Origin of the sequence: Flavobacterium sp. CAU 1735, from assembly GCF_039888695.1 — a bacterium.
In the GTDB taxonomy this organism is placed as follows: domain Bacteria; phylum Bacteroidota; class Bacteroidia; order Flavobacteriales; family Flavobacteriaceae; genus Flavobacterium.
In genome coordinates, this window is the sequence record NZ_JBDQQQ010000002.1 from 232993 (window position 1) to 254370 (window position 21378).

A 21378-nucleotide genomic window follows, 5' to 3' on the forward strand; every position below is an offset into this window, starting at 1 on the left:
TGCACTTTAATAAAGACAAATGAAAAAATCAGTTTTACTTTTAATTCCGTTAGTTCTATTACTGGTTATGGAGTTGTATTATAATCCCATACTGGGAAAACTATTGGTTGGCCCGGCAAGAATAGTGGGGAATGAAACCCCTTGCGAAATTGTGATCAACGCGTATTTTGTAAACTAAATATAAAAAAAGTAAAACAGAAAGCAACGTGAAAGACATTCAAAAAAACAGTTCAATACCACCATTTCTATGCAAAAAGAATCACCAATCGTAAGGAACAACATAAAAATTGTGTCGCTGTTTTTTATCGGGATTTTTGTTTTAAAATCTTACGGTGAATGGAGCGAACCGCTTGTTGTATTCGCCTATATAATGTCCAAATGGGATCTCGAAACCGTTTTATGGTTGCTATCGTTAGTGGTTCTTCCGTCAGGAATCGTCTTGTTCTATATCAAAAAGACACTTGGTTGGTTTCTCTTAGCCTTGTATGCAACACATGCAGCCGTTTTAAACATTGGAACTTTCATTCGCTTTATAATAACGTCTGTATCGATGCTGTTTAAAAACGGTCCGGCTACACTGGTAATGATCGCTTATGTTTTGTTATCGCTGTTTTTTTTAACCATAATAGTGATGTTGTGCAATAAGAATATGCGTGCGGTCTATGGTATCAACAACCGGATTATGATAGGGGTACTTATAATTACAACACTATTAGCATGTCTGGAGTTATCGCAGCATGTATTTTTTTTAACTTTATAGCAAAAAGAAATGGCAAGTTGTTTTATAATTTATAAAGATGGCAGATGTTTTTCGAGACGCTGGACAGGCTATGATTCTATTCTTAAAATTGCCATTAATGAATTAAAAATCATTCCGGATGGTATCCCGTTAGCCCAATGGCTGGAATTACAAATACCCGTAGAAAATGAGGAATTGGAAAGCGACAGCGGTTATGGATTTTACAATTCAAGATTGGATGACTGGACAAACCGGTATTTGGATACGCGAAGTTTAACGCCCAAAAATCAAGTGCTTTTTTGGAAAGCGATAGGAAAGGGCAGAATACGTCTTCTTAATGAAGGAGCGGCCTATTCCGAATTAAATCCCGATTATTTTGAAGCTTTTTATCGAATGTACCAACTGGCCGAAAATGAGGAACCGCCTATGGAATACAACGATTTAGGGAAAATTGCCGAACCTTGTTTGCATAAAAACGGGCCGGGTTGGTAGCTTTATTCTTTTTTGTAAAACCCGATTTTGAATTAAAATGTCATAATTGAGAGAAAAAAACTATTTTTAGCCTATCAAACCGGTAAAAAAATAGTTATAATTATATTAATGTATGGGGTTATATTATTCAGTCAGAATTTATATTAAGAAAGAAAATTTAAGCAAAAGCTTACAATGGTTGTTCGAAAATACGAGTAAAGATAACGATCAACTTACGGTTTTAGTAGATGATGATCCAATTCCATGTAATGGATCTCATTTTCGGTTAAAAGGTTATGGACAGACTAATAAAATAGAGATAAATGAAAGCATTGCTATAAATGACAATTTTCAATCCTTATATTATAGCACTTCGTTACTGCTAGATTTAGAGCCCAAATTGATGGATTATTATTTAGGGCCAATTTATAATGAAAACTATTTGGAACACTTCCAAGAACAGTTTAATGAGCTTTATGATGGAAAAGGAAAAATTCGTGTAGGTTATTTTAAGGCCTCTATACTAAAGCTGTCAAATTCTCAAATATTTGAATTTAATTTTCAAGGTGTTACATCAGGAATGAGTTGTATGTTGGAAGAGTCAATGTCTGTAAGAAAGTGGATCTACGAATTTTCCGATGCATCAGAATCAGTACTAAGTTATATTGACATGGAAAGTAGTGGTATAAAAATCATTTATTATAAAGGACATAAAACCGAAATAATTCTTAAAAATTCGATTCCAAAAAGTTCGCTATATACCTTTCAAAACCTTTTAACCGATTATTTTCATCTGGAAAATGATTTGGAATTAAACAATGATCAAAAGTACAGTATTCTAACAGAAAACATAAATGTGGTAGAAGATGATCAATATTCTGTGTTTATTGCTAATGCTAAATGGTATCTGGATATTAGATCCGGGTATAATGAGCAAATTGAATTAAACGAAAATCAGATTACACGATTCCGAAAAGAAGGAAAAAAATATATGGATGACTTAGTAGAAATCCGATTGAATATACATCGTTATTCTAAAAAAAGAGAACTTTAAAATCAAATGACACTTACTGTAGCCATTATTATCGGACTATTAATTTCTTTTATAGCTATTTATAGCATATTGAACCCGTATTTGTACAAAACCAAAATTAAAAAAGAGCATCAGGATTTAATAGACAACATTCAGGAACGAATCGCAAAAGCCAACGGTGCAACGATCGAACACTATTCTCTTGATAACCTGTCTCAGGAAAAAAAACCGGAAGTCGACTTCTATAAAGATGCCGAATTTGTAAATAAAGAATGCACCAATCTGGACGACTTTATCATTAATGATCAACTAAACTCATATGATTTAAGAAAGCTGGCCGATTTAAACGGAATCCAATTGCAAATCCGACAGGGATGGCATCCGTTACTCATTGAAATGCTTCAGGAATTAGACCAGCAGGGATGGGATAGGAGCGTTTCCTGTATTAAAGAGAAGTATGCCTCCTTGCGTTTTTACACGCAATGCAAATACGAAGATCCTATTCAGATTATTCTGGAGGAATACGAATACAAATCTGAAAAAGTTTGTGAAACCTGTGGTAAAAAAGGAGAAATCCGGTATAATTCCAGTTGGGACTATGTGGCGTGTCAGGAGCATTATGTAGAAAACCGCGGTGAAGTTACGATTCAGGAAAACGGTTTTATACATAATGACAAATTTTATGAATGGAATAATATAAAAAAGGCTTTGTTCGACAAGGATTTAGATTATAGCGATAAACATCGTTTTTTAAAAATTGAATTAAAAAAACCATATATAGAACACTCAGGCTGGCCTACCGGTACGATATATATAGCAAACTACGTTACAGGTTTTGGTTCTTTTTTGAATCATATTCCTAAAGGCTTTCCGGGGCTGGACTACAACTACATCAAAAATTTCGAAAACCCGGAATTTTGTGAAATCTGCGGTTATAAAGCGGTTTACTTCGATCGATGCGAATGCTGCGAAAGCGAATCCTGGTCGGCCTATCACAAACAATGGAAAACGCAGGATGGTAAAGATGAAAACGAAGAAAAAAGATGGTATTTAAAACACAAACAAATCAATTGGGAGGTAATCGAGGGCGATAAATACGTACCGGTGTGTGGTAACTATACTAAAAACCCGGATCATAAAATTCTATATACCGAGCTGGAATTACAAGATTATTTAAACAAGGAAGATTTATATCCGGAAGATTAAAAAGTAAAAGAGATGAGTTATATAATGGTAGACATAGAATCCGACGGACCGATTCCGGGGGATTATTCGATGATTTCATTTGGAGCGGTTTTGGTTGATGAACATTTGGACAAAACCTTTTATGGTCAGTTACAACCAATTTCGGAAAAATGGATTCCCGAAGCTTTAGCGGTTTCCGGATTTAGCCGGGAAGAAACCTTAGGTTTTGACGCACCTCAAAAAGTCATGCAGGATTTTGCCGACTGGATTAAGGAACATTCAAAAGGACAAGCGGTTTTTATTAGCGATAATAACGGTTTTGACTGGATGTTTATTTGTTGGTATTTTCATCATTTTCTAGAGCGAAATCCGTTTGGACATAGTTCGCAAAATCTGGGAAGTTTGTATAAAGGTGTGGTTAAAGATATGTTTCAGAATTTTAAACATTTACGGGTCACCAAACACACCCATCATCCCGTAGACGATGCCAAAGGGAATGCAGAAGCGTTACTAACGATCAAAAAAACGTTTGATTTAAAGATTAGTTTGAAGTAAAATAACACAACTAAATAGACAAATTATGAGCAAAAAATTACGTTTTATAGTTCTCTTTTTAACCGCATTAGCAGGAAATGCTTTTTCACAGGCGTATATCCCGATGCTAAACAATTCCTCCTGGAATATTGTTAGTGCCAACTTTGGAGGTAGCTCTAATTTAATTATTAATCCCGGCACTGATGTCGTAATTGGATCATACACTTATAAGAAATTCTTTGATCCGACGACCAATTCCGATACGTATTTACGTGAAGATGTCGCTACCAAAAAAGTATACCGAAATATAGGAGGGGTTGACCGAATTCTATACGATTTTAGTCTTCAGGTTTCCAATACGATTACCTTGGGGAACGGAAGTACGTATACCGTAATTTCAATTACAAACATTCCGGTAAATGGAGGTACACGAAGAAAGTTCTTTTTAGATAATGGCTTTTTTAGCGAAAACTGGATTGAAGGTGTAGGAAGTAGTCAGCATCCATTACGACCATCCTATGAAATGCCTTCCGATCCGTATATTTATCTGACATGTAGCGCACAAAATGGCGTCAATATATACAATCATAATCTGGCAAACGGTCAGCCTACAGCAACCGATTGTACGATGTTAAGTGTAGACGAATTATCTTTTAAAAGCCGTGACATTCAATATGCTCCAAATCCGTTTACAACCGAGCTTTATATAACGGCACCATCCGATTTTAAGAACGCAACCATAAAAGTGTTTAATTCCATCGGACAATTGGTCAGAGAACTCACAAATGTAAATGGAAACACTATAACCGTTCGAAGAGACAACCTAAACAGCGGTATTTATTTTGTACGAATACAGGAAAGCGGAAAAATAATGGCAACAAATAAAATCATACTAACGAATTAAATAAAGAATGACTACAAAAAACAGTTTTTCAACAGAAACGATTTTACCGATTGTAGTAATCCTTTTAAGTGTACTGAACATTTCAAATCATGTTCATAATTTGATTTCTATATCAATTTTAAATTCATTAATCGGAATAATCGGTTCCGTTTTATTTTTTCTAAAAAAAGCAAATGCAGTAAAACTAATATACATCTGGATTATTGTACAAATAGTAATCATAGATCCTTTTTTTGATTTATCTCAAGGTTTAAGCTTTAAATTAGGTTTTACATTGGGATTGAATAATGGAGATATTGGATTAAATATTAATGTTTTAGCAATTCTAATGTTAGGAGGTGTTAAAATTCTTGAAACGGCAAGTTTGGTTGGAAAACGTCTTACACTTAAAAAATTCAGAGATGGAACTTTAGAAGATATTTTGCCAATAAGTGGTACTATAACCGAACGGATTTCGTTAGAAAATGAGAAAAACTGGATATTAGTAACATTAGATGGAGCATTTGATTATAAAACACAAAAGATCCATAAAGTTTTAATCAAAAGGAAAGATGATAAATCCATAAAACTAAAGGAGAAAAATCAGATTACTTTTCTTAGACTTGTCCTTGATGAAGACGATTTGATCAATTTATCCAATAAATCGAAGTTTCCGTTTATAGACTGGATTATTTGCGAAAAACCATCAAAACAGGAACCAATTTTATGAGACATTATTTACCACTACTAATTTTCTTTTCCCTATTTATCAATTGCAAAAAATCCGAATGCCCGCTACCAAAATGTAATAACGACTATAATCTTAAAGGTGGCGTACACGAGGTAGAAGAAAATGTATCTTTTCCGGCGCAAGATGCATATCCGATTAGCTATAAAACAAAGATTCTATATACTTTCAATCAGAACGACTATACCTTATCGGTAGAAGAAATGGATCGAGAGGGACATTTTTATAAAAAAGAATTTCAATACGATAACGATAATATTATTAAGGAAATAACAGAAACGGCAAAAGGAAAAGTAGTATCGAAAAGCAGTATTGTCAAAAATAAAAATAATCGGATTGAAAAAATCACTGTCGATAAAGAGAATGAAAACAGCGAGACAATCATTTTATATGATCATTCGCCGTGTCTTTCCAATAGAGGAGAGGAGTTTAAAAACGGAAAACTTGTCCAATCCTGGGAAATAGAATATAAAAACGATTTAGCCGCTGTTATTACTACAACACAAGCCGGAATTAAAAAGCAGGCATTCTATACGTACAATTCCAATAACGATATTATTGAAGTTGTAGAAAAAGATATGGACGGAAAAACACTTAACATACAAACGTCAGTGTATAAATACGATCCTAAGAATAATTGGATCGAAAAGAATATTTACGATTCAAATAAAACATTAATCATGAGCATTACACGAAAAATTAAGTATTGGTAAATACGTATAGGAATTTTAAATTATAAAATTTTGAAACAAGAAACAAAGTATATTTTTAGAGTAATTACGATAAATCTGCTAATTGCCATTTTGATTATGCTGATTTTAATTGATTTTGATTTTACAGCATTACTAGAATTTTTTATCGATTTTTTACTTAATTTTTTAATCGGAATTACGGGATTATATGCTACAGGCTATGTAATAGGTCAAAATCTGTATAAATTCAAAAAGAATAAATATACTATTGGACATGGAATTCTCTCCATTTTTGGTGTTCTGTTTTTGGGAATCCTATTGGGTTCTACAGTTAGGATTTATTCAGGAAGGCCTTCCATATGGAAATGAATATTGTTTGAAAAATGAGCTGTTTGATTATTTTCTTAAACCATTGTTTTTAATTTTTCTATTTGGATTTTTTCCTACCCTAATTAGTGGAATTTTGTTAGGGATAAGACTGAGAAAAGATTTTTAGTTGAATAATATATAAAATCAAAACAGGCTGCCCATTATAGAAAGCCTGTTTTTATCGGACATATAATAGGTAACTAAAGCATAACGCTATGAAAAAGGTACTGGATGATGTAGGCCGTGAATACTTTATATTTAAACCCGACAGGTTTTAAAAACCTGTCGGGTTTGCTATTTAAAATTATTTAATTCCGGTTTTAGCATTCCTTAACGTTGAACAAACTATCTCATTGATGGTTGTAATCAATAACTCTAAACCATTTTTTACTACAATTACGGATTTCTTAACTCACACAATGCTTGTCTGGAAGAAAAAAACTTTAATTTTAACGGGAACAATTTGATCTCAATTTGAAATGTATTTTGTTTTAAATAAAGTAAAAACTTCAAAATGAGATTTTTTTAATATTGTTTAATTCAATTTTGCCACAAAATTTGATTTAATAATTTTAAAATCTTTAATGAACGTTTTTATGGAAAATCAGTTTGGTTCGCAATGGTCGTTACATCATTTTGCTCACTTTCATATTGAAAATTTAGAAAAATCCAGCTATATTATTGAGGCGGGTGGTTCATTTCAAATTTCCGGAACCATAAAAAATAATGATGAAATAGAAGCTACAACCTATTTAATCATTAAGCTTGCCAATGCTGAAAATCAACATGGAGTCATTGCTATAGATACGGATCGCGATTTTAGCGACGGAGAAAAAGAAGCATTGAGAATTGTTGATGTACCAGCCCTAGGTGAAAAAGATTTTTGCGTACAAATCGAGTTACCAAATGATATTGATCGACAAACATTAGATATGCAAATTGAATTATGGTCTCCGGCAAGAATGGCCTGGCAAAAAAGATCAAAGGATACAATAGCGTTATTTTATCGTTCGAACTGGGGAAACGGTATCGATATCATCAAAGCAGAAGATTTAATTACGACTGTTTTTATTTCGTATACCTGGCTGTCTGATGTCCACGTAAAATGGGTCAATAAATTAGCACAGGAATTAGCAAGAAGACAAATCAAAGCTATTCTTGATCAGAATGATTTAAAATTAGGACAGTCGATAACTAAGTTCATGGAAAGAGGAATGAAATTCCCGATTTGTCTATGTGTGTGCTCTGATGTTTACACTCAAAAAGCAAACGATGAGAGTAACGTTGGAGGTGTTGGATATGAAATTACGATACTTTCAAACAAAATTTTTAAAGGTAGATCGCGTGAAACCGTAATTCCCATTATAAAAGATAATCCTGAAAAACTATTACCCGATTTTTTTGGTTCAGCTAAGTATATTAATATGGACACTGAAAAATGGGAGGGAAAACCGCTTACAGAATTAGCTACGACTATACTACATTTGTCAAAATTAAATAGAGATGATATAACACAAAATACTATTCTAAATTAGAAAAATATAAAAAACCGGCTGCCTATTATAGGCAGCCGGTTTTTTGTATAAACCCGACAAATTTTAAAAACCTGTCGGGTTTGTTTTTAAAATTATTTAATTACGATTTTCTGAACTTCTTTACGTTCACCATCCTGAACGGTTACAAGATAGATTCCGGTTTGAGCGTTGCGTAGCTCCAGGTTCTGGTTAAATAAACCGGTATTCTGGAACGACTGGTTAAAGATCTCTCTTCCACGGATATCGTGTACGTTTACTTTGATTTCATTCGCAGAAGCCGATTTAAACGAGATTGTAAAGTTACCGTTGTTTGGATTCGGGAAAATTGCGAAATCCTGTAAACCAAAACTTTCCGTACCTAAAACAGCCGTCTGGTAACATACTTCTACCGACCATGAGTTTAAATTTCCGGTATCACCCTGGAAATAGTCATTGATCAATAATTGCCAGTTACCGTTTGAAGCTTTACCGTTTAAAGCAGCCAACGGTTGATTTGGTGAAAAAGTACCACTGGTGATAGGAGCTGTACACACAATGTTTGGTGATCCGTCGTTAAATGTGATGTTAAAACCATCCTGATCATTACAAATACGGTTTCCTAAGATTACTTCTGTTCCGTCAGGGTGTTTTACTTTGGTTACCAAATCACGGATCCATTGGTGTGTAACGTTTACGTTTACATTTACATCCGTAAGGGTTTGTGCGGTAGTAACATTCAGATTTGAAGTCAATGTTGGACCAGGTGTCGCTACGTTCGGATTTGTTCCGTCCGGAATAGCGCTAACGGTACTGTTGGTAAATGTTTGACAGGCATTTGTAATGGTATAACCTACAGCAATGTTTTTAGACAATGCATAGAAAATATTTCCAACGGCTTCTACCATAATGCGACAATAAGGTGCCGCAGTATTTGGAACGGTGATCACTTCCGATCCATCGTTAGGCGTGTTGGCTACCAACGTCGTAAAGGTAGCTCCGTTATCCATAGACATCAGAATGTTTACATTGGCAGTATTGATTCCGTTTGCTGTTGTACCGGCTACATCCCAGGTAACGGTCTGTGATGAACCTTTATCCCATGAAACATTAGCCGTTGCAGGCGATGTAATACGGAACGGCCCTGTATTGGCAAACGTTACGGTCATATCGCCACGTCCGGTCTGACCTCCATTAGGAGCGCGGTTATCGCGAACAGTTAAAGCAAAATTCATGGTACGCGCTACATTCGGAACAACTTCCCATGTTGGCGTAAGATTTCCGGCTAAAACATCTTCGAAACGCGGCATATAACGGTTTGGTGACGTTGATGGCGGTAACGATCTGAAATTAGGACCTGAAGTAGCCGTAGCTACAGGCGGTTGTGTGGATACCTGATTATTGGTTTGTTCCCAACAGTACGTAAGCGATTCCCCGGCAGTATCGGTAGCACTTCCTTTTAATATAAAAGCGGTTCCGTAAGGAATGGTAAAGTTGGCACCGGCATTCACCACTGGAGCGGCATTACCGTTATTGGTTGTCACGGCACAGCTACCGCCGGCGTTTACAAATGTTTGCATCTGAGCGATACTTACCGCATGAAAATGAGCATCGGAATGATCTTGTACGTTAGGTGCACAAATTCCGGCATATCCCATAATCGTACTGGCACTTCCAGGTTCTACTGCAGTGGCATCGGTACGGTTACAAGCATTGTTTTGAGTGTGAGTTGCACCGTATTGGTGACCCATTTCGTGTGCTACATAATCGATATCAAACGGATCTCCAACCGGATTTGGCTGACCAGTGATTCCTCTGGCTTTAGTAGACGAACATGGGGAGTTTAACTGCGCAATACCCGAATCGGTAGTACATACTCCGTGACCGATATCATAGTTTGCTGCTCCGATAGCCGCATCTACGATAGGCTGGATTTCATTGATCATTTGTGGTGAGTTGGTGAAGTTATCACTGTCAATATAGATGATCAAGTCATTATTTGCTACGATATTCATATGTAATGACATATCTCTTTCGTAAAGACCGTTTACACGTGTCATGGTTACGTTCATCGCTGCTAAAACCGCTGCTTTTTTCTGAGCAGTCGTACCACCGCCTAAACCAGCCGCATTAACATGATAAGCCGCATATTCGATTGTACAAGCCATCGCCAAACGATACACGCGGTATTTTCCGTCATTAGCCATAGCGGTTTCAGGATTGTTGATCAACCTTCCGGAAACGGCTTCGTGATCATCCTGTACCATACAGGTAAAAGCGCGGTTCGGTAGTAAATCCTTTTTACTATAGATAATGTAGTTTTTTAAATCCTTAGTAAACGGATCGATATAAGAGGTTCCTGTTTTTCCGGACAATGTCATCGTGTGTAATCCAAAAAGGGTTACACTAAAATTGATCGTTGCACTTGGATCTTCGATACCTTTACCAATATAGGATTTGATTCCCGGATATTTTGCCGCCAATTCGGCTTCCATTACCGGTGATTCATAAATCTGATAATTCTCCATTTTGCCATTTGGTGCAGGGAAGGAGAGCGTTAGCGCTGAAGCCGCATTGGAACGCATCGGTGCTGTTTCCAATTTTGCTTTTAATGCCGGAAGGTCAAGTGAAAACAGCTGGAAATTCTGAGGTTGTGAGGCTCGTTCCAGTTTTTCATACATGTTCAACCGCTCGGGGCTGACTTTAGTCCAAAATGAACTTTGACCATACGATGATGCGAACAGACAGAAACTGGCCGCGACATAGAGTAGCTTTTTTTTCATTAGTTTTTAATTTTTTACAGTTGTTATTTAGTTATTTGTCATAAAAATACATTTTTTAATTTAATATGTTAATTTTAATATTGATTTTTAACTAAAAATGGATTCTGTTTTACAGTGATTTTGGTCCTTTTTTATGTTATAAAAGTCCATTCTATATTATTCAGAGCGTAAAATTTATTAATGATTTCAGTCTATTACAACATTTCAAATTTGATTTATTTATACGCACCAGTATGATAAGAATTATGAAAAGTATCTTTTAATTTTAAGGGGAGTTATGCGTTTAGTTATCATGTTGTTTTTGATATGGAGATCGAAAGCATAGATCTATTTAATTTACTATTTTACATAATGTATATTATAGTTCATGTTTTAAATCTGAATTATATGGCTATCTTGATCATTTTACAATTAGTGTTTTAGTATTATTTCTACTGTGCCTATTGAAAAAATATCAGATTTTGTTAGTAAAAAAAATATAAAACCTTATTTTTGCATACCTATAAAAAATGCAACCTAAAATTCAACTGATAGTACTGTGGAAAATCCGAATGCACAAAAATTAATTAATAAAATCCAACTTGACCTGTTCAAAAAAGGATTTGATGCCGAGACATTAATTGGAGATTTAAAAAAATTACGCGAATTAGCTTTGGACGAACAAAATCCTGTGCTCGTTAAAGCGATACGTTTAACGTACGAACATATTGAAGAATATAACGCATTTTTAATTGCTATTCCGGATGATGAACCTCTTGAAGATTCTGAAGAAAATGAATCAGAAATCGTAAGACCGGAAGAAACCGATCTTGAAAGTCTGGAATATCTTATTTCATTATTTTCGGATTTGAAAAACAAAAACAATATCTCTGATTTAAGAGAATACAACAAAGCGTTTTTGGCTTTTTAAGGATAAATTCCTATTTTACATAATATAAAACTGTACTTAAAATAGTACAGTTTTTTTATATCTTTTAGTGAATAATTAACGAATTTTCTGCTTTTCTGTTATACATTTGGCGCAACAAAACCCGGATATTCAGCCGGTTTTTTTATAACTCATTATCAACTATTTAATACTAAAATAATGTTGCGTTTCTTTAAAATCATTGCCTTTTTGGAAGGGATCTCCCTCCTGCTGCTTTTATTTGTAGCCATGCCTTTAAAATATATGTACGACAAGCCGGAAATGGTTCGTATGGTTGGAATGGCTCACGGATTATTGTTTATCGGTTATATCGTTTTGGCCAGTATGCTTAAAATGGAAGAAAACTGGTCGCTAAAAAAATACCTTATTGTTTGTGTTGCTTCGGTAATTCCGTTCGGAACATTTTATGTTGAAAAAAAAATTCTGTAATTTTAAAATATGAAAATCTTTAATTGGGCATATAAAATTCTGAAAAACATGGATTTCAGCGATACCTGGGCTTCGTATCTGAACCTGGCGATCAACATTGTAATCCTGATTGCAATCGCTTATATTTTAGATTATATTTTTAAAAAATTACTCATTATTATATTGGCTATCATAGCCGAAAAAACAAAATCGAGTTTCGACGATTTCCTTGTGGCCAATAAAACGGCTAAATATGTCGCCCATCTGGTCCCACTCTACTTTATCAGTAAAGTCGTTCCGGTAATCCTTAAAAATTTTGTGTACTGGGAAAGCTTTTTCGGAAAAAGTGTCAAAGTGTATATGGTTTTCCTGTCGCTGTGGATTATCCGAAGTATTTTTAATTCGTTAAAGGATTATCTAAAGGAAAAACCAAAATTTAGTGATAAACCGATTGACAGTTATACGCAGGTTATCATGATCATTCTTTGGGTGTATGCGATCACCTATTTGGTATTGATTCTGTTTGATACGAATTTTAAAACCTTATTGGGGACTTTCGGAGCCATTTCGGCGATTATTATCTTAATTTTTAAAGATACGATTTTAGGATTAGTGGCCAGTATACAGGTTACGGTAAACGATACCGTTCGAATTGGTGACTGGATTACGATCGATAAATTTGGCGCCGATGGCGATGTAATTGAAATCAACCTGGCGACGGTAAAAGTGAAAAATTTCGATAATACCACTACTACCGTACCAACGTATAGTCTTATTTCGGATTCGTTCCGAAACTGGCGTGGTATGCAAAATTCCAACGGGAGGCGTATTAAACGCCATATTCTGATAAAAGAAAATAGTGTTCGGTTTATTCATCCGAATGAAATGGACCATTTTAAGAAAATTCAATTGATCACTTCTTATATCGATCACCGCCAGTCCGATATTGAAAAATTTAATACGAATAACAGTATCAATAAAGAATTGGCTATAAACGGTCGAAATCTGACTAACCTTGGGTTATTCCGAAAATATCTGACGAGCTATTTGGAAAGTCATGCCGGAATTAATAAAGAAATGAACCTTATGGTTCGTCATTTACAACCTACGGATAAAGGGATTCCGATTGAAATTTATGCCTTTGTTTCGGATAAACGCTGGATCAATTACGAACATATTATGGCCGATATCTTCGATCATATTATTGCTTCGGTAAATTATTTCGATCTGGAAATTTTTGAATTACCATCCAATAGCAATCGTAAAGACTATTCGGAAGACTAATTCGATAAAAATAAAAATGATAAGGGGTACTTTTGTATCCCTTTTTTTAGGTGCAAAATGTACTTAAATCATCAAAAATGATCCGTAAATAAGATAAAATGAAAAGTATTGTGGAAACAGACTAAATAAAATGTATATTTAGTATTACTTTATCCGTAAAAACAAACAGTGTTGGGATCATAATGAAGAAATCCGTTTACATACTCCTATTGATTCTATCATTTCTGATAAGCTGTGTGTTTTTTATGCATTCCAATGCGAATGATTTCCGATATCCCGGAATAAAAGTGGTATTCGTTTTTTTAAATTTAAGTTTATGCCCTATTTTTTTTGGACGTATCGTAAAAAAGAGTACCATTTCAAAAGAACAAAAATTGCTATTCTATGCCGTACCTGTCGTTTTATTGGAATATTTGGCAATTACCATGTTGTTTTACTTTTATAAAACAGGAACTATCTTTTTTAACCACCTTGTTGTTAATGGAATTATAATCGTTTTTGCCGTTTTTATTATCTACTATACGATTATGATTCTAAAAAAATTGCCTTCTAAAATAGGCGATGAAAAAACGAATCGTTTAATGGATTAAATAAAAATTCCGACAGCACAGTAAAGACTGTCGGAACATATATGTTATATAATCTCTACTTCTGTTTTTCCATGCGATGCCGGACGACCAAAACTGTCAAGATTTACCATCGTAATAGCGTCAACAGTAATGATCACATCTTTGGTCATGACATTGCGAACTTCACATTTCATAACAATAGAAGTACGCCCAAATTTTACCAGGTCAATCCCGATTTCGATAATATCACCCTGTCTGGCGGAGCTCATAAAGTTGATTTCCGACATAAATTTGGTAACGATCTTGTTGTTTTTTAATTGAATGATTGCAAATAGAGCCGCTTCCTCGTCAATCCAGGATAACAGTTTTCCTCCGAAAAGCGTACCGTTTGCATTAAGGTCTTCTGGTTTAACCCATTTTCTTGTCTGATAAATCATGATATAAATTTTTGCAGTGCCAAAGTTACTATTTCTTGGTGGTCAAATGCTAATTTGGGAAGTTCTTTTATTGGAAACCATGCGGCTTCTTTGGCATCATCGGCCGCAACAGCAATCGTGTTCTCCGGAACAATTCCAAAATAAGCAATAGAAACGACATGACTTCGAGGGTCGCGAAATGGCTTTCCAAAGGCTCCGATTTGCTCTAAGTGATCGATTTTAATAGTTGTTTCTTCAAAAAGTTCTCGTATAGCGGCATCCATTAAGTCTTCATCCTGATCGACAAATCCACCAGGTAATGCCCAATCATTTTTAAAAGGCTCATTCGCCCGTTTTATTAAAAGAATGCTATAATCAGACAGTGTTTTTTTGGCAATGACGGCATCAACTGTTAAAAAAATGTTAGATTTTCTCATAAAGTACGAATTATGTATCTCGAAATTTTCAGTATTTTTTTGTTATAAATATGCAGCTTTAGTTCACTACTGTGAAAAAGTTTTTAGAAAATCAATCCTTTCTTTAAATATAAACAAGCCGGAAGCCTTGATTCTAAAGACAAAGTTAATTAATTGTTACTTTAATCACGTTCGATTCTCATTATCTTTGCCCAAATCAATACAAATAGCCAATAGTATACTGTTGGAATTTAAAAAAAGTAAAGTGAATATGAAAAGAATTATGCTTCCCTTATTTGTAACGGTACTGGCTTTCGGAACAGCTATGGCTCAGGAAAAACCAGTCTTTAACAAATGGTCAATCGACATCAACGGAGGAATCAGCAAGCCTACTGCCCCATTTACGAGCGGTTATTATGCAAAAAATTACAACCTTTTCCATGCTGATTTAGGTGTACGTTATATGTTCAACACCAAATTCGGTTTGAAAGTCGATGTAGGTTACGATCAGTTTGACAATGATTCTAAAAGTGCTTCTTTCGATGGACAGTATTATAGAACAACTTTACAAGGTGTGGTCAACCTGGGACGTGTGCTTAATTTCGAAGAATGGACACAACACTTAAACTTACAGGCGCATACCGGTATCGGATACGCTTTTATGAAAAACGATCGCTTTGATGGAGTCGACAATATGCTAAACCATATTATTGGTCTTACCGGACAAATTAAATTATCGGAACGTGTTGCTTTAAATGCCGATTTTTCCATGATCAACAATGTACGTCAAAACAATACTTTCGATGGTGCTGTAGCTCCTGAAGACAGAGGTTTTAACGGTACCTTATATAATGCAACCGTTGGTTTGTCTATATATTTAGGTAAAAACGAAAGACATGCCGACTGGTATTATGCAGAAGACAAGGTGGATCGATTAGCGGAATTAGAAAAACGAATTGGTGATTTGGAAACCTTAATGAACGATTCAGATAAAGACGGTGTGCCGGATTATCTGGATGCTGAAGCCAATACTATTCCGGGTGTAGCTGTTGATACTAAAGGACGTGCTGTTGACAGAAACAAAAATGGAATTCCGGATGAATTAGAAAGCTATTTAGAGCGCAACTATGGTGCCAGCAGCAAAGGATCGTCTTTAAGCGGAGAAACGCTAAAAGAAATGATCAACCAAGGATATGTAAATGTGTATTTTGACTTTAACCAATCACAACCGGCTTCTAATTCGGTTAGCGGAATGGATTTCTTAGTAAAATATCTAAAAGCACATCCAGATGCTAAAGCCGATGTAATTGGATATGCCGATGAAATCGGAAATACGGATTATAACAAAAACTTATCTCAGAAACGTGCTGAAAACGTTAAAAATGTTTTGGTTAAATCCGGAATTGATGCTTCCAGATTAAACATTATCGGAAACGGTGTGGATAGTTCGGTGGCTAAAGATTCGAAAGCCGCACGACAATTGGTAAGAAGAGTTACTTTTAAAATCAAGTAATTAACAATATCTTATTCATAACTTATAAAGAACCGCTGTAATCCTACAGCGGTTTTTTTATAACTTTAAAATAAAAAATGGAAAATCGCGACACTTTTCTGATCGATCTCAGAGGCGAAGCCTTGGGAATGATCACGGAGCAGTCTTCGTCTGAAGAAATTTTTCAAAACAAAATCCTGCGTCCGATCTTACGACTGCAAAACGAACTCTTTATTCAGGTTTTCCTGAATTATGCTGTAAAACAGAAAAATGTTTTCTTTTCGCTCACACCCGAAAAAAAGATGGCCTATATCGAGAATGTAATCCAACGGGATATTAAGTTCCGAAACTCGTTAAAAGGAATGATCATTGGTCTTTTTACGGTAGAAGAATACCAGGAATATATCAAAAATTCATCCAATCTAAACAAAAGAATGATGAATGTGCTTATCGAACGCCTGAAAAGTCAGGTGCAATTATTGGAACTGGATTAAGCTAAAAAGAGATTATACAAACATAGCTTTTTATTAGCTACGTTTATTACAAAAAAGGACCGTGTTATAACGGTCCTTTTTAAATTAAAATAGCCTGGGTAATTAAAGGAATTAATGCGGTCATTTTTTGCTATAACTAGTTTGATAAAATTTGGTTTAAAATAAAATGACTATATTTAGTAGTACTTAATTCATGGATGGTATGGCTAAAAAAAATAAAATTGGGGAACGAATATTTACAGGCAATGCTGCACCGGTAAGTAGTACTTTAGGGCAAATTCTAATAAGTAGTAAAGATTCAAAAAATATTTCCCGCTCTTTAAGGACAATTGTTAAAGGAATTCAAAAAGAGGTAGTCGTTAAAATTTCAAAAGAAACCGTTCTTAAAATAAATGAATACACGGATTTAAATAAATAATATGGATATTGCATTAAGCAGTTTAATCATATTTTTTTATTATTACCCGGTATTTGTTTTAACCGAGGATATTTTTCCGGAGTGTTTTCATATGAATATACAAGGAATGATTTTTTTCCGCTATTAATCTCTGCATTTATTCCGAGTAGTATCATATACTTAATTGCTTATTCGATACTACTACTTTTTACAAATTATGATTACAATTTCATTGTTTTCTTAGGTCTGTTTTCTTCGAATAAAGATATTTACTCCTATTCTATAGTGATGATTGAGAAATATAAAACGGAAATTATACTTCTCAATTTATTAATTAATACGGTATCATTTCTTTTAGGATTTTGCGTAAAAAGCTTAGTTATTAAATACAAACTGGATATTAGATATTCTTTTTTAAGATATAAGAATTACTGGTATTATTTAATAACGAGTAAGTTTATCGATTTTCCTTCTTCTAGTATTAAATTATATCAGAATACAGTAAAAGATGTAGATATTACTTATATGGATGCTTTAGTTTCTATTAATGGTACTACCTATATTTATACTGGAATTTTAGTTGATTATAATTTAGGAAAAGATGGAACTCTGGATTTATTGCTCATTAAAGATGCTCAAAGAAAAAATATAAGCGAAGAAAATGATGGTCAATATAAAGACATCGATGGTCATATAATTGCTCTTAAATATTGTGATCTAATCAATATCAACTTTAGTTTTATTCAGGTAGTATACAATGAAGAAATTCTTGAATCAAGTAGAAGCGAAACAGAACAAACAATTCGATTTAAATTAATAGAATAAAAAAAGGACAGTTTTCACTGTCCTTTTAAATTACAACACGAAGTAAGTATCCTTAACTGGCTGTATATGCGAGATATCTACGGATTTCGGCTCCTCTGACTCGAATTCGTTTCGATACTCGTAAACCATCTGCAAGAGGTTTTTTTCAATGTTGCTGGAGATAAGATTCATTGGCGTATCGGTTGGTCGGTTTTCGAACGGATCCTGTAAATGGATCGCCATTTTTTCAATTAAAAAGAAAGCCGCACCGATAGTTGTTACCAATGGTATACGGAACCATCCCAGAAAATCGGTTAATCCGAATGGTAATAAGATCAGGAATAAAAACAACGTAAAACGGATGTATAAACTATAGGTCGTTGGGAAAATCGTATTTTTAATACGCTCACATTTCCCCATCGAATCACACAAACGCGTTAAGGTATTGTCGATTTCCACTTGCTGATAGACGTTGATTTTACCTTCGTCGTTTGCCTTACGCAATTCTTTTACGTGTAACATCAAAATGGCGTTTGGAACGTGCTTGTGTTTTTTAACAAAACGTAGCTCTTCTTCCGTTAACAACGACTGAATCAGTTTTATTGGATCTTTTCCTCGTAACGACTGGCTTAAACTATAACACCAGGCCGCTTGTCGTTTGGCAAAACGCTCTTTAAAATCGTTTGCCTGAGTCGAAAAATCCGGATCTTTATAAAATCCGATTACCTGTCGCAGTAACGAACGGGAATCGTTTACGATCGCACCCCATACAATTCGGGCTTCCCACCATCTGTCGTAGGCCTGATTGGATTTAAAAGCCAATAGTAGCGAGATAATGGTACCGATGATAGACGGTACCGCAATTGGAATTTTGGTCGGAACGGTTTGAAACGTATGATGAAATACTTCAAAAGCAATACAGTAGAGTACGATTAATACCAACTCCAGCTTAATTTTCCCCAAAACATATTTAAGTGGTACTCTTTTTTTTAGTAGCATATTTTTTTAATTTTTAGATTAAACAATCAGACGGTTTCCTCATGTAAGGAAAGTACCGGTAGGCCCAAGTTTTGATGAACCGGTATGGCTATGTTCTTTTTTAGCCGTGTTTTTTCCGGTTTTCGGGTTTCTACCAATAAATCGATATTGTTTTTTGAGATTGTTTCCGATAAAAACGGTGTGATTTCTTCCGGACGTTCTTCAAATACCGATGCCTGACTTACGATTTTAAAGGTAAATCGTTCGCTCACAATTCGTTGTAACTCCTGTACTCCTATTCCATTTGCAACACGCTCCAGATACAAGGCGTTATTAAAATGATGGTCTTCCGAATGTTGTCCCAAGTGTAGAATCGGACTTTTACAATTTCCCAGTAATTTTAAAAAATGACGTTGAAATGTATTGGTTTCCGATCGGTAACGTTGTGATAGGATAACCAATCCGATTTCAAGATGGTTTAACAGATTTTTTAATAAAGGTGCCGAAATACCAAACTGATGGCGCACGGTTAAAGTGCAATTGGTTGTTTCTTTAACAATAGCGCGGCATTCGTCTACAAGAGCATATTGTGCCTCCGTCATTTCGGGCGACATGCTGCGAAGTGCCGATAAAGGCGAAAACAAAGTATCCGGTAAATCACTGATCGTCACTAAAACGATGGTACAATTTTTAGTGTCAGCGTGTTGTACAGCCGTTTTTACTGCGTAAAGTGTATCGGCTTCAAATGCGGTTGGAATGAGTATGTTATGCATCGGTGTAATTGTTTATGATTTATATCAGCAAAACAACTACACCGGGATGAGAAGGGAATTAAATTAAAATTAGAATATTCTAAAAATTGACATTAGAAATTCTAATGTAGGCTTAATGCTTAAAAATAATGGTTACGATAGTACCTTTATCGGCTTCCGATTGTATGGATAATTCACCGTTATGCATACGGATAATCTTCATGGCCAGCGGAAGTCCGAGGCCATAACCCACATAACGGGATGCTTTTTTACCGCGGAAAAACGGTTCGTATAAATACGGAATATCTTCCGGCGGGATTCCGATTCCGATATCCGAGATTATAATTTTTAATTGTTCTTTATTGGCCGTAAGATTTACAAATACTTCTTCATTATCGGAATATTTAACACCATTGGTGATGATATTTCCAATAGCAAGTTCTAAAAGCGGTTTGTTACACGGTAAAACCAATAGCGAATCTTCTTCCGGAATATCACTCATATTGATGCTCACACGGTTACCCGGATAAATTTTATCCAGATCACTTTTTACATCCAATAGCAAATCGTCGATGCGAACAATATCCTGAACTTGTTTTTTACCATCGTAACCGGTTTGCGTCAGTTTTAACAAACTTTCGGTCAGATTGCTCAAACGAGAGGCTTGTTTATGAATATTGTCCAACGTGGTTGTATATTCCTGAATATTCCGATCTTTTAACAGCGTTACCTCGGCTTCGGCCATAATGGTCGCGATCGGTGTTTTGAGTTCGTGAGAGGCATTGTTGATAAAATTGGCCTGGATTTCAAAAGAGGTTTCCAAACGATCCAACATATCGTTAAAGGTCTTCGTCAGATCGGCAATTTCATCCGAATCGTTCACTTCGGGTAAACGGTTATGTAAATTCGAAGCACTGATGCGCTTTACTTCACTGGTAATACGCGACACCGGATTGATTACCCGTAAAGCCAAAAAACGCCCGAAAAAATACGCCAGAATAATAAATCCTAAACCACACAACAATAAGATTCGCGTAATGAATAGTGTACTATCGCTACCGCGTAAATCTTTTGCTGAAATGATCACCATATATTTCGTACCGGCTTCATTAAAAACCTGTCCGTAATAGTAAACTTCATTTTCTTCGATCCATCCGGAATTGTATTTCATAACCGAAGCATAAAATTCCGGCGGTAAATGCAATTCGGTATTGTATTCGAACGAACTGGCGCTGTTTATTTTTAAGACATACTCCTTTTCCTCTTTAAGCTCTTCCATTCCATTGTTTTTGAGCTCCTGATAGTATTTTGCCTTAATAGGATCCTGTTGATAATGAATGGATGCAACAATTTTGGCCCGGTCTTCCAGTCGTTTTCTAAAATAATACTGATTATTTTGACGGAATAGGAAAAACACGACCGTACATAGCAAAAGGGTGCTAAATCCGGATAGTGCAATATAGGTGACGGTTATTTTCTTTTTGATCTGCAT

25 protein-coding genes are annotated in these 21378 nt (G+C 35.1%); 19 read left to right on the forward strand and 6 right to left on the reverse strand.

All coding sequences use genetic code 11. The features are described from left to right. Positions 1–19 precede the first annotated feature (19 nt). The 11 genes from AAFN64_RS08180 (at position 20) to AAFN64_RS08230 (ending at position 8189) form a co-directional block, all read left to right on the forward strand. On the forward strand, positions 20–178 hold the full coding sequence (locus tag AAFN64_RS08180; protein WP_347760074.1) for a hypothetical protein: 159 nt from the start codon (positions 20–22) through the stop codon (positions 176–178). A gap of 69 nt (positions 179–247) precedes the next feature. Then, a complete protein-coding gene (locus tag AAFN64_RS08185; protein WP_347760075.1) occupies positions 248–760 on the forward strand; it encodes a hypothetical protein in 513 nt (170 codons plus the stop codon). A gap of 9 nt (positions 761–769) precedes the next feature. Beyond that, positions 770–1231, forward strand: a complete 462-nt coding sequence (locus AAFN64_RS08190; RefSeq protein WP_347760076.1) for a hypothetical protein — start codon at positions 770–772, stop codon at positions 1229–1231. A gap of 112 nt (positions 1232–1343) precedes the next feature. After that, a complete protein-coding gene (locus AAFN64_RS08195) occupies positions 1344–2264 on the forward strand; it encodes a hypothetical protein (protein WP_347760077.1) in 921 nt (306 codons plus the stop codon). A gap of 6 nt (positions 2265–2270) precedes the next feature. Next, complete coding sequence (locus tag AAFN64_RS08200) at positions 2271–3449, forward strand: hypothetical protein (protein ID WP_347760078.1); 1179 nt, start codon at positions 2271–2273, stop codon at positions 3447–3449. A 12-nt stretch (positions 3450–3461) separates the two neighbouring features. Next, positions 3462–3983, forward strand: coding sequence for a 3'-5' exoribonuclease (locus AAFN64_RS08205; protein ID WP_347760079.1), 522 nt, complete (start codon positions 3462–3464; stop codon positions 3981–3983). Positions 3984–4008: 25 nt separating this feature from the next. Further along, positions 4009–4866, forward strand: a complete 858-nt coding sequence (locus tag AAFN64_RS08210; RefSeq protein WP_347760080.1) for a T9SS type A sorting domain-containing protein — start codon at positions 4009–4011, stop codon at positions 4864–4866. 7 nt (positions 4867–4873) lie between these two features. Continuing rightward, positions 4874–5575: a hypothetical protein gene (locus tag AAFN64_RS08215; protein ID WP_347760081.1), complete on the forward strand. Its 702-nt coding sequence runs from the start codon at positions 4874–4876 to the stop codon at positions 5573–5575. Next, entirely contained in the window at positions 5572–6306 is a 735-nt protein-coding gene (locus tag AAFN64_RS08220; RefSeq protein ID WP_347760082.1) for a hypothetical protein, read from the forward strand. Before AAFN64_RS08215 ends, AAFN64_RS08220 begins: the two co-directional genes overlap by 4 nt. 30 nt (positions 6307–6336) lie before the next feature. Next, complete coding sequence (locus AAFN64_RS08225) at positions 6337–6654, forward strand: hypothetical protein (protein WP_347760083.1); 318 nt, start codon at positions 6337–6339, stop codon at positions 6652–6654. A gap of 596 nt (positions 6655–7250) precedes the next feature. Beyond that, on the forward strand, positions 7251–8189 hold the full coding sequence (locus tag AAFN64_RS08230; RefSeq protein WP_347760084.1) for a toll/interleukin-1 receptor domain-containing protein: 939 nt from the start codon (positions 7251–7253) through the stop codon (positions 8187–8189). Positions 8190–8281: 92 nt separating this feature from the next. Here the strand turns inward: AAFN64_RS08230 and AAFN64_RS08235 are convergent, their stop codons facing one another. After that, positions 8282–10948 carry a reprolysin-like metallopeptidase gene (locus tag AAFN64_RS08235; RefSeq protein WP_300484704.1) on the reverse strand — a complete coding sequence of 889 codons (2667 nt, stop codon included), beginning with the start codon at positions 10946–10948 and terminating at the stop codon, positions 8282–8284. A 538-nt stretch (positions 10949–11486) separates the two neighbouring features. Here AAFN64_RS08235 and AAFN64_RS08240 point away from each other — a divergent pair. From AAFN64_RS08240 to AAFN64_RS08255, 4 genes are all read left to right on the forward strand, one after another. Beyond that, the gene (locus tag AAFN64_RS08240; protein ID WP_300492220.1) at positions 11487–11858 is read left to right on the forward strand and encodes a hypothetical protein; all 372 of its coding nucleotides are present in this window, start codon (positions 11487–11489) and stop codon (positions 11856–11858) included. Positions 11859–12035: 177 nt separating this feature from the next. Further along, a complete protein-coding gene (locus AAFN64_RS08245; RefSeq protein WP_136401480.1) occupies positions 12036–12305 on the forward strand; it encodes a DUF3817 domain-containing protein in 270 nt (89 codons plus the stop codon). 9 nt (positions 12306–12314) lie between these two features. Next, positions 12315–13568 carry a mechanosensitive ion channel domain-containing protein gene (locus AAFN64_RS08250; protein ID WP_347760085.1) on the forward strand — a complete coding sequence of 418 codons (1254 nt, stop codon included), beginning with the start codon at positions 12315–12317 and terminating at the stop codon, positions 13566–13568. A 182-nt stretch (positions 13569–13750) separates the two neighbouring features. Then, positions 13751–14158, forward strand: a complete 408-nt coding sequence (locus tag AAFN64_RS08255; RefSeq protein WP_347760086.1) for a hypothetical protein — start codon at positions 13751–13753, stop codon at positions 14156–14158. A 44-nt stretch (positions 14159–14202) separates the two neighbouring features. Here AAFN64_RS08255 and AAFN64_RS08260 read toward each other — a convergent pair whose 3' ends face one another. Continuing rightward, positions 14203–14574, reverse strand: coding sequence for a hotdog domain-containing protein (locus tag AAFN64_RS08260; RefSeq protein WP_300491199.1), 372 nt, complete (start codon positions 14572–14574; stop codon positions 14203–14205). Further along, complete coding sequence (locus AAFN64_RS08265) at positions 14571–14990, reverse strand: NUDIX hydrolase (protein ID WP_347760087.1); 420 nt, start codon at positions 14988–14990, stop codon at positions 14571–14573. The genes AAFN64_RS08260 and AAFN64_RS08265 overlap by 4 nt, the downstream gene beginning before the upstream one ends. A gap of 250 nt (positions 14991–15240) precedes the next feature. Here AAFN64_RS08265 and AAFN64_RS08270 point away from each other — a divergent pair, with 250 nt between their 5' ends. The 4 genes from AAFN64_RS08270 (at position 15241) to AAFN64_RS08285 (ending at position 18177) form a co-directional block, all read left to right on the forward strand. Next, positions 15241–16482 carry an OmpA family protein gene (locus AAFN64_RS08270; RefSeq protein WP_347760088.1) on the forward strand — a complete coding sequence of 414 codons (1242 nt, stop codon included), beginning with the start codon at positions 15241–15243 and terminating at the stop codon, positions 16480–16482. 77 nt (positions 16483–16559) lie between these two features. Next, positions 16560–16955: a glyoxalase gene (locus AAFN64_RS08275; RefSeq protein ID WP_347760089.1), complete on the forward strand. Its 396-nt coding sequence runs from the start codon at positions 16560–16562 to the stop codon at positions 16953–16955. A 202-nt stretch (positions 16956–17157) separates the two neighbouring features. Beyond that, positions 17158–17373, forward strand: a complete 216-nt coding sequence (locus tag AAFN64_RS08280; protein WP_347760090.1) for a hypothetical protein — start codon at positions 17158–17160, stop codon at positions 17371–17373. Positions 17374–17640: 267 nt separating this feature from the next. Then, a complete protein-coding gene (locus AAFN64_RS08285; protein ID WP_347760091.1) occupies positions 17641–18177 on the forward strand; it encodes a hypothetical protein in 537 nt (178 codons plus the stop codon). A 30-nt stretch (positions 18178–18207) separates the two neighbouring features. Here the strand turns inward: AAFN64_RS08285 and AAFN64_RS08290 are convergent, their stop codons facing one another. The 3 genes from AAFN64_RS08290 to AAFN64_RS08300 all read right to left on the reverse strand — a co-directional run bounded on the left by AAFN64_RS08290 (position 18208) and on the right by AAFN64_RS08300 (position 21378). Further along, complete coding sequence (locus AAFN64_RS08290) at positions 18208–19155, reverse strand: bestrophin family ion channel (protein ID WP_300491215.1); 948 nt, start codon at positions 19153–19155, stop codon at positions 18208–18210. Between the two features lie 26 nt (positions 19156–19181). Beyond that, the gene (locus AAFN64_RS08295) at positions 19182–19907 is read right to left on the reverse strand and encodes a hypothetical protein (protein WP_347760092.1); all 726 of its coding nucleotides are present in this window, start codon (positions 19905–19907) and stop codon (positions 19182–19184) included. Between the two features lie 112 nt (positions 19908–20019). Continuing rightward, complete coding sequence (locus AAFN64_RS08300; protein ID WP_347760093.1) at positions 20020–21378, reverse strand: HAMP domain-containing sensor histidine kinase; 1359 nt, start codon at positions 21376–21378, stop codon at positions 20020–20022.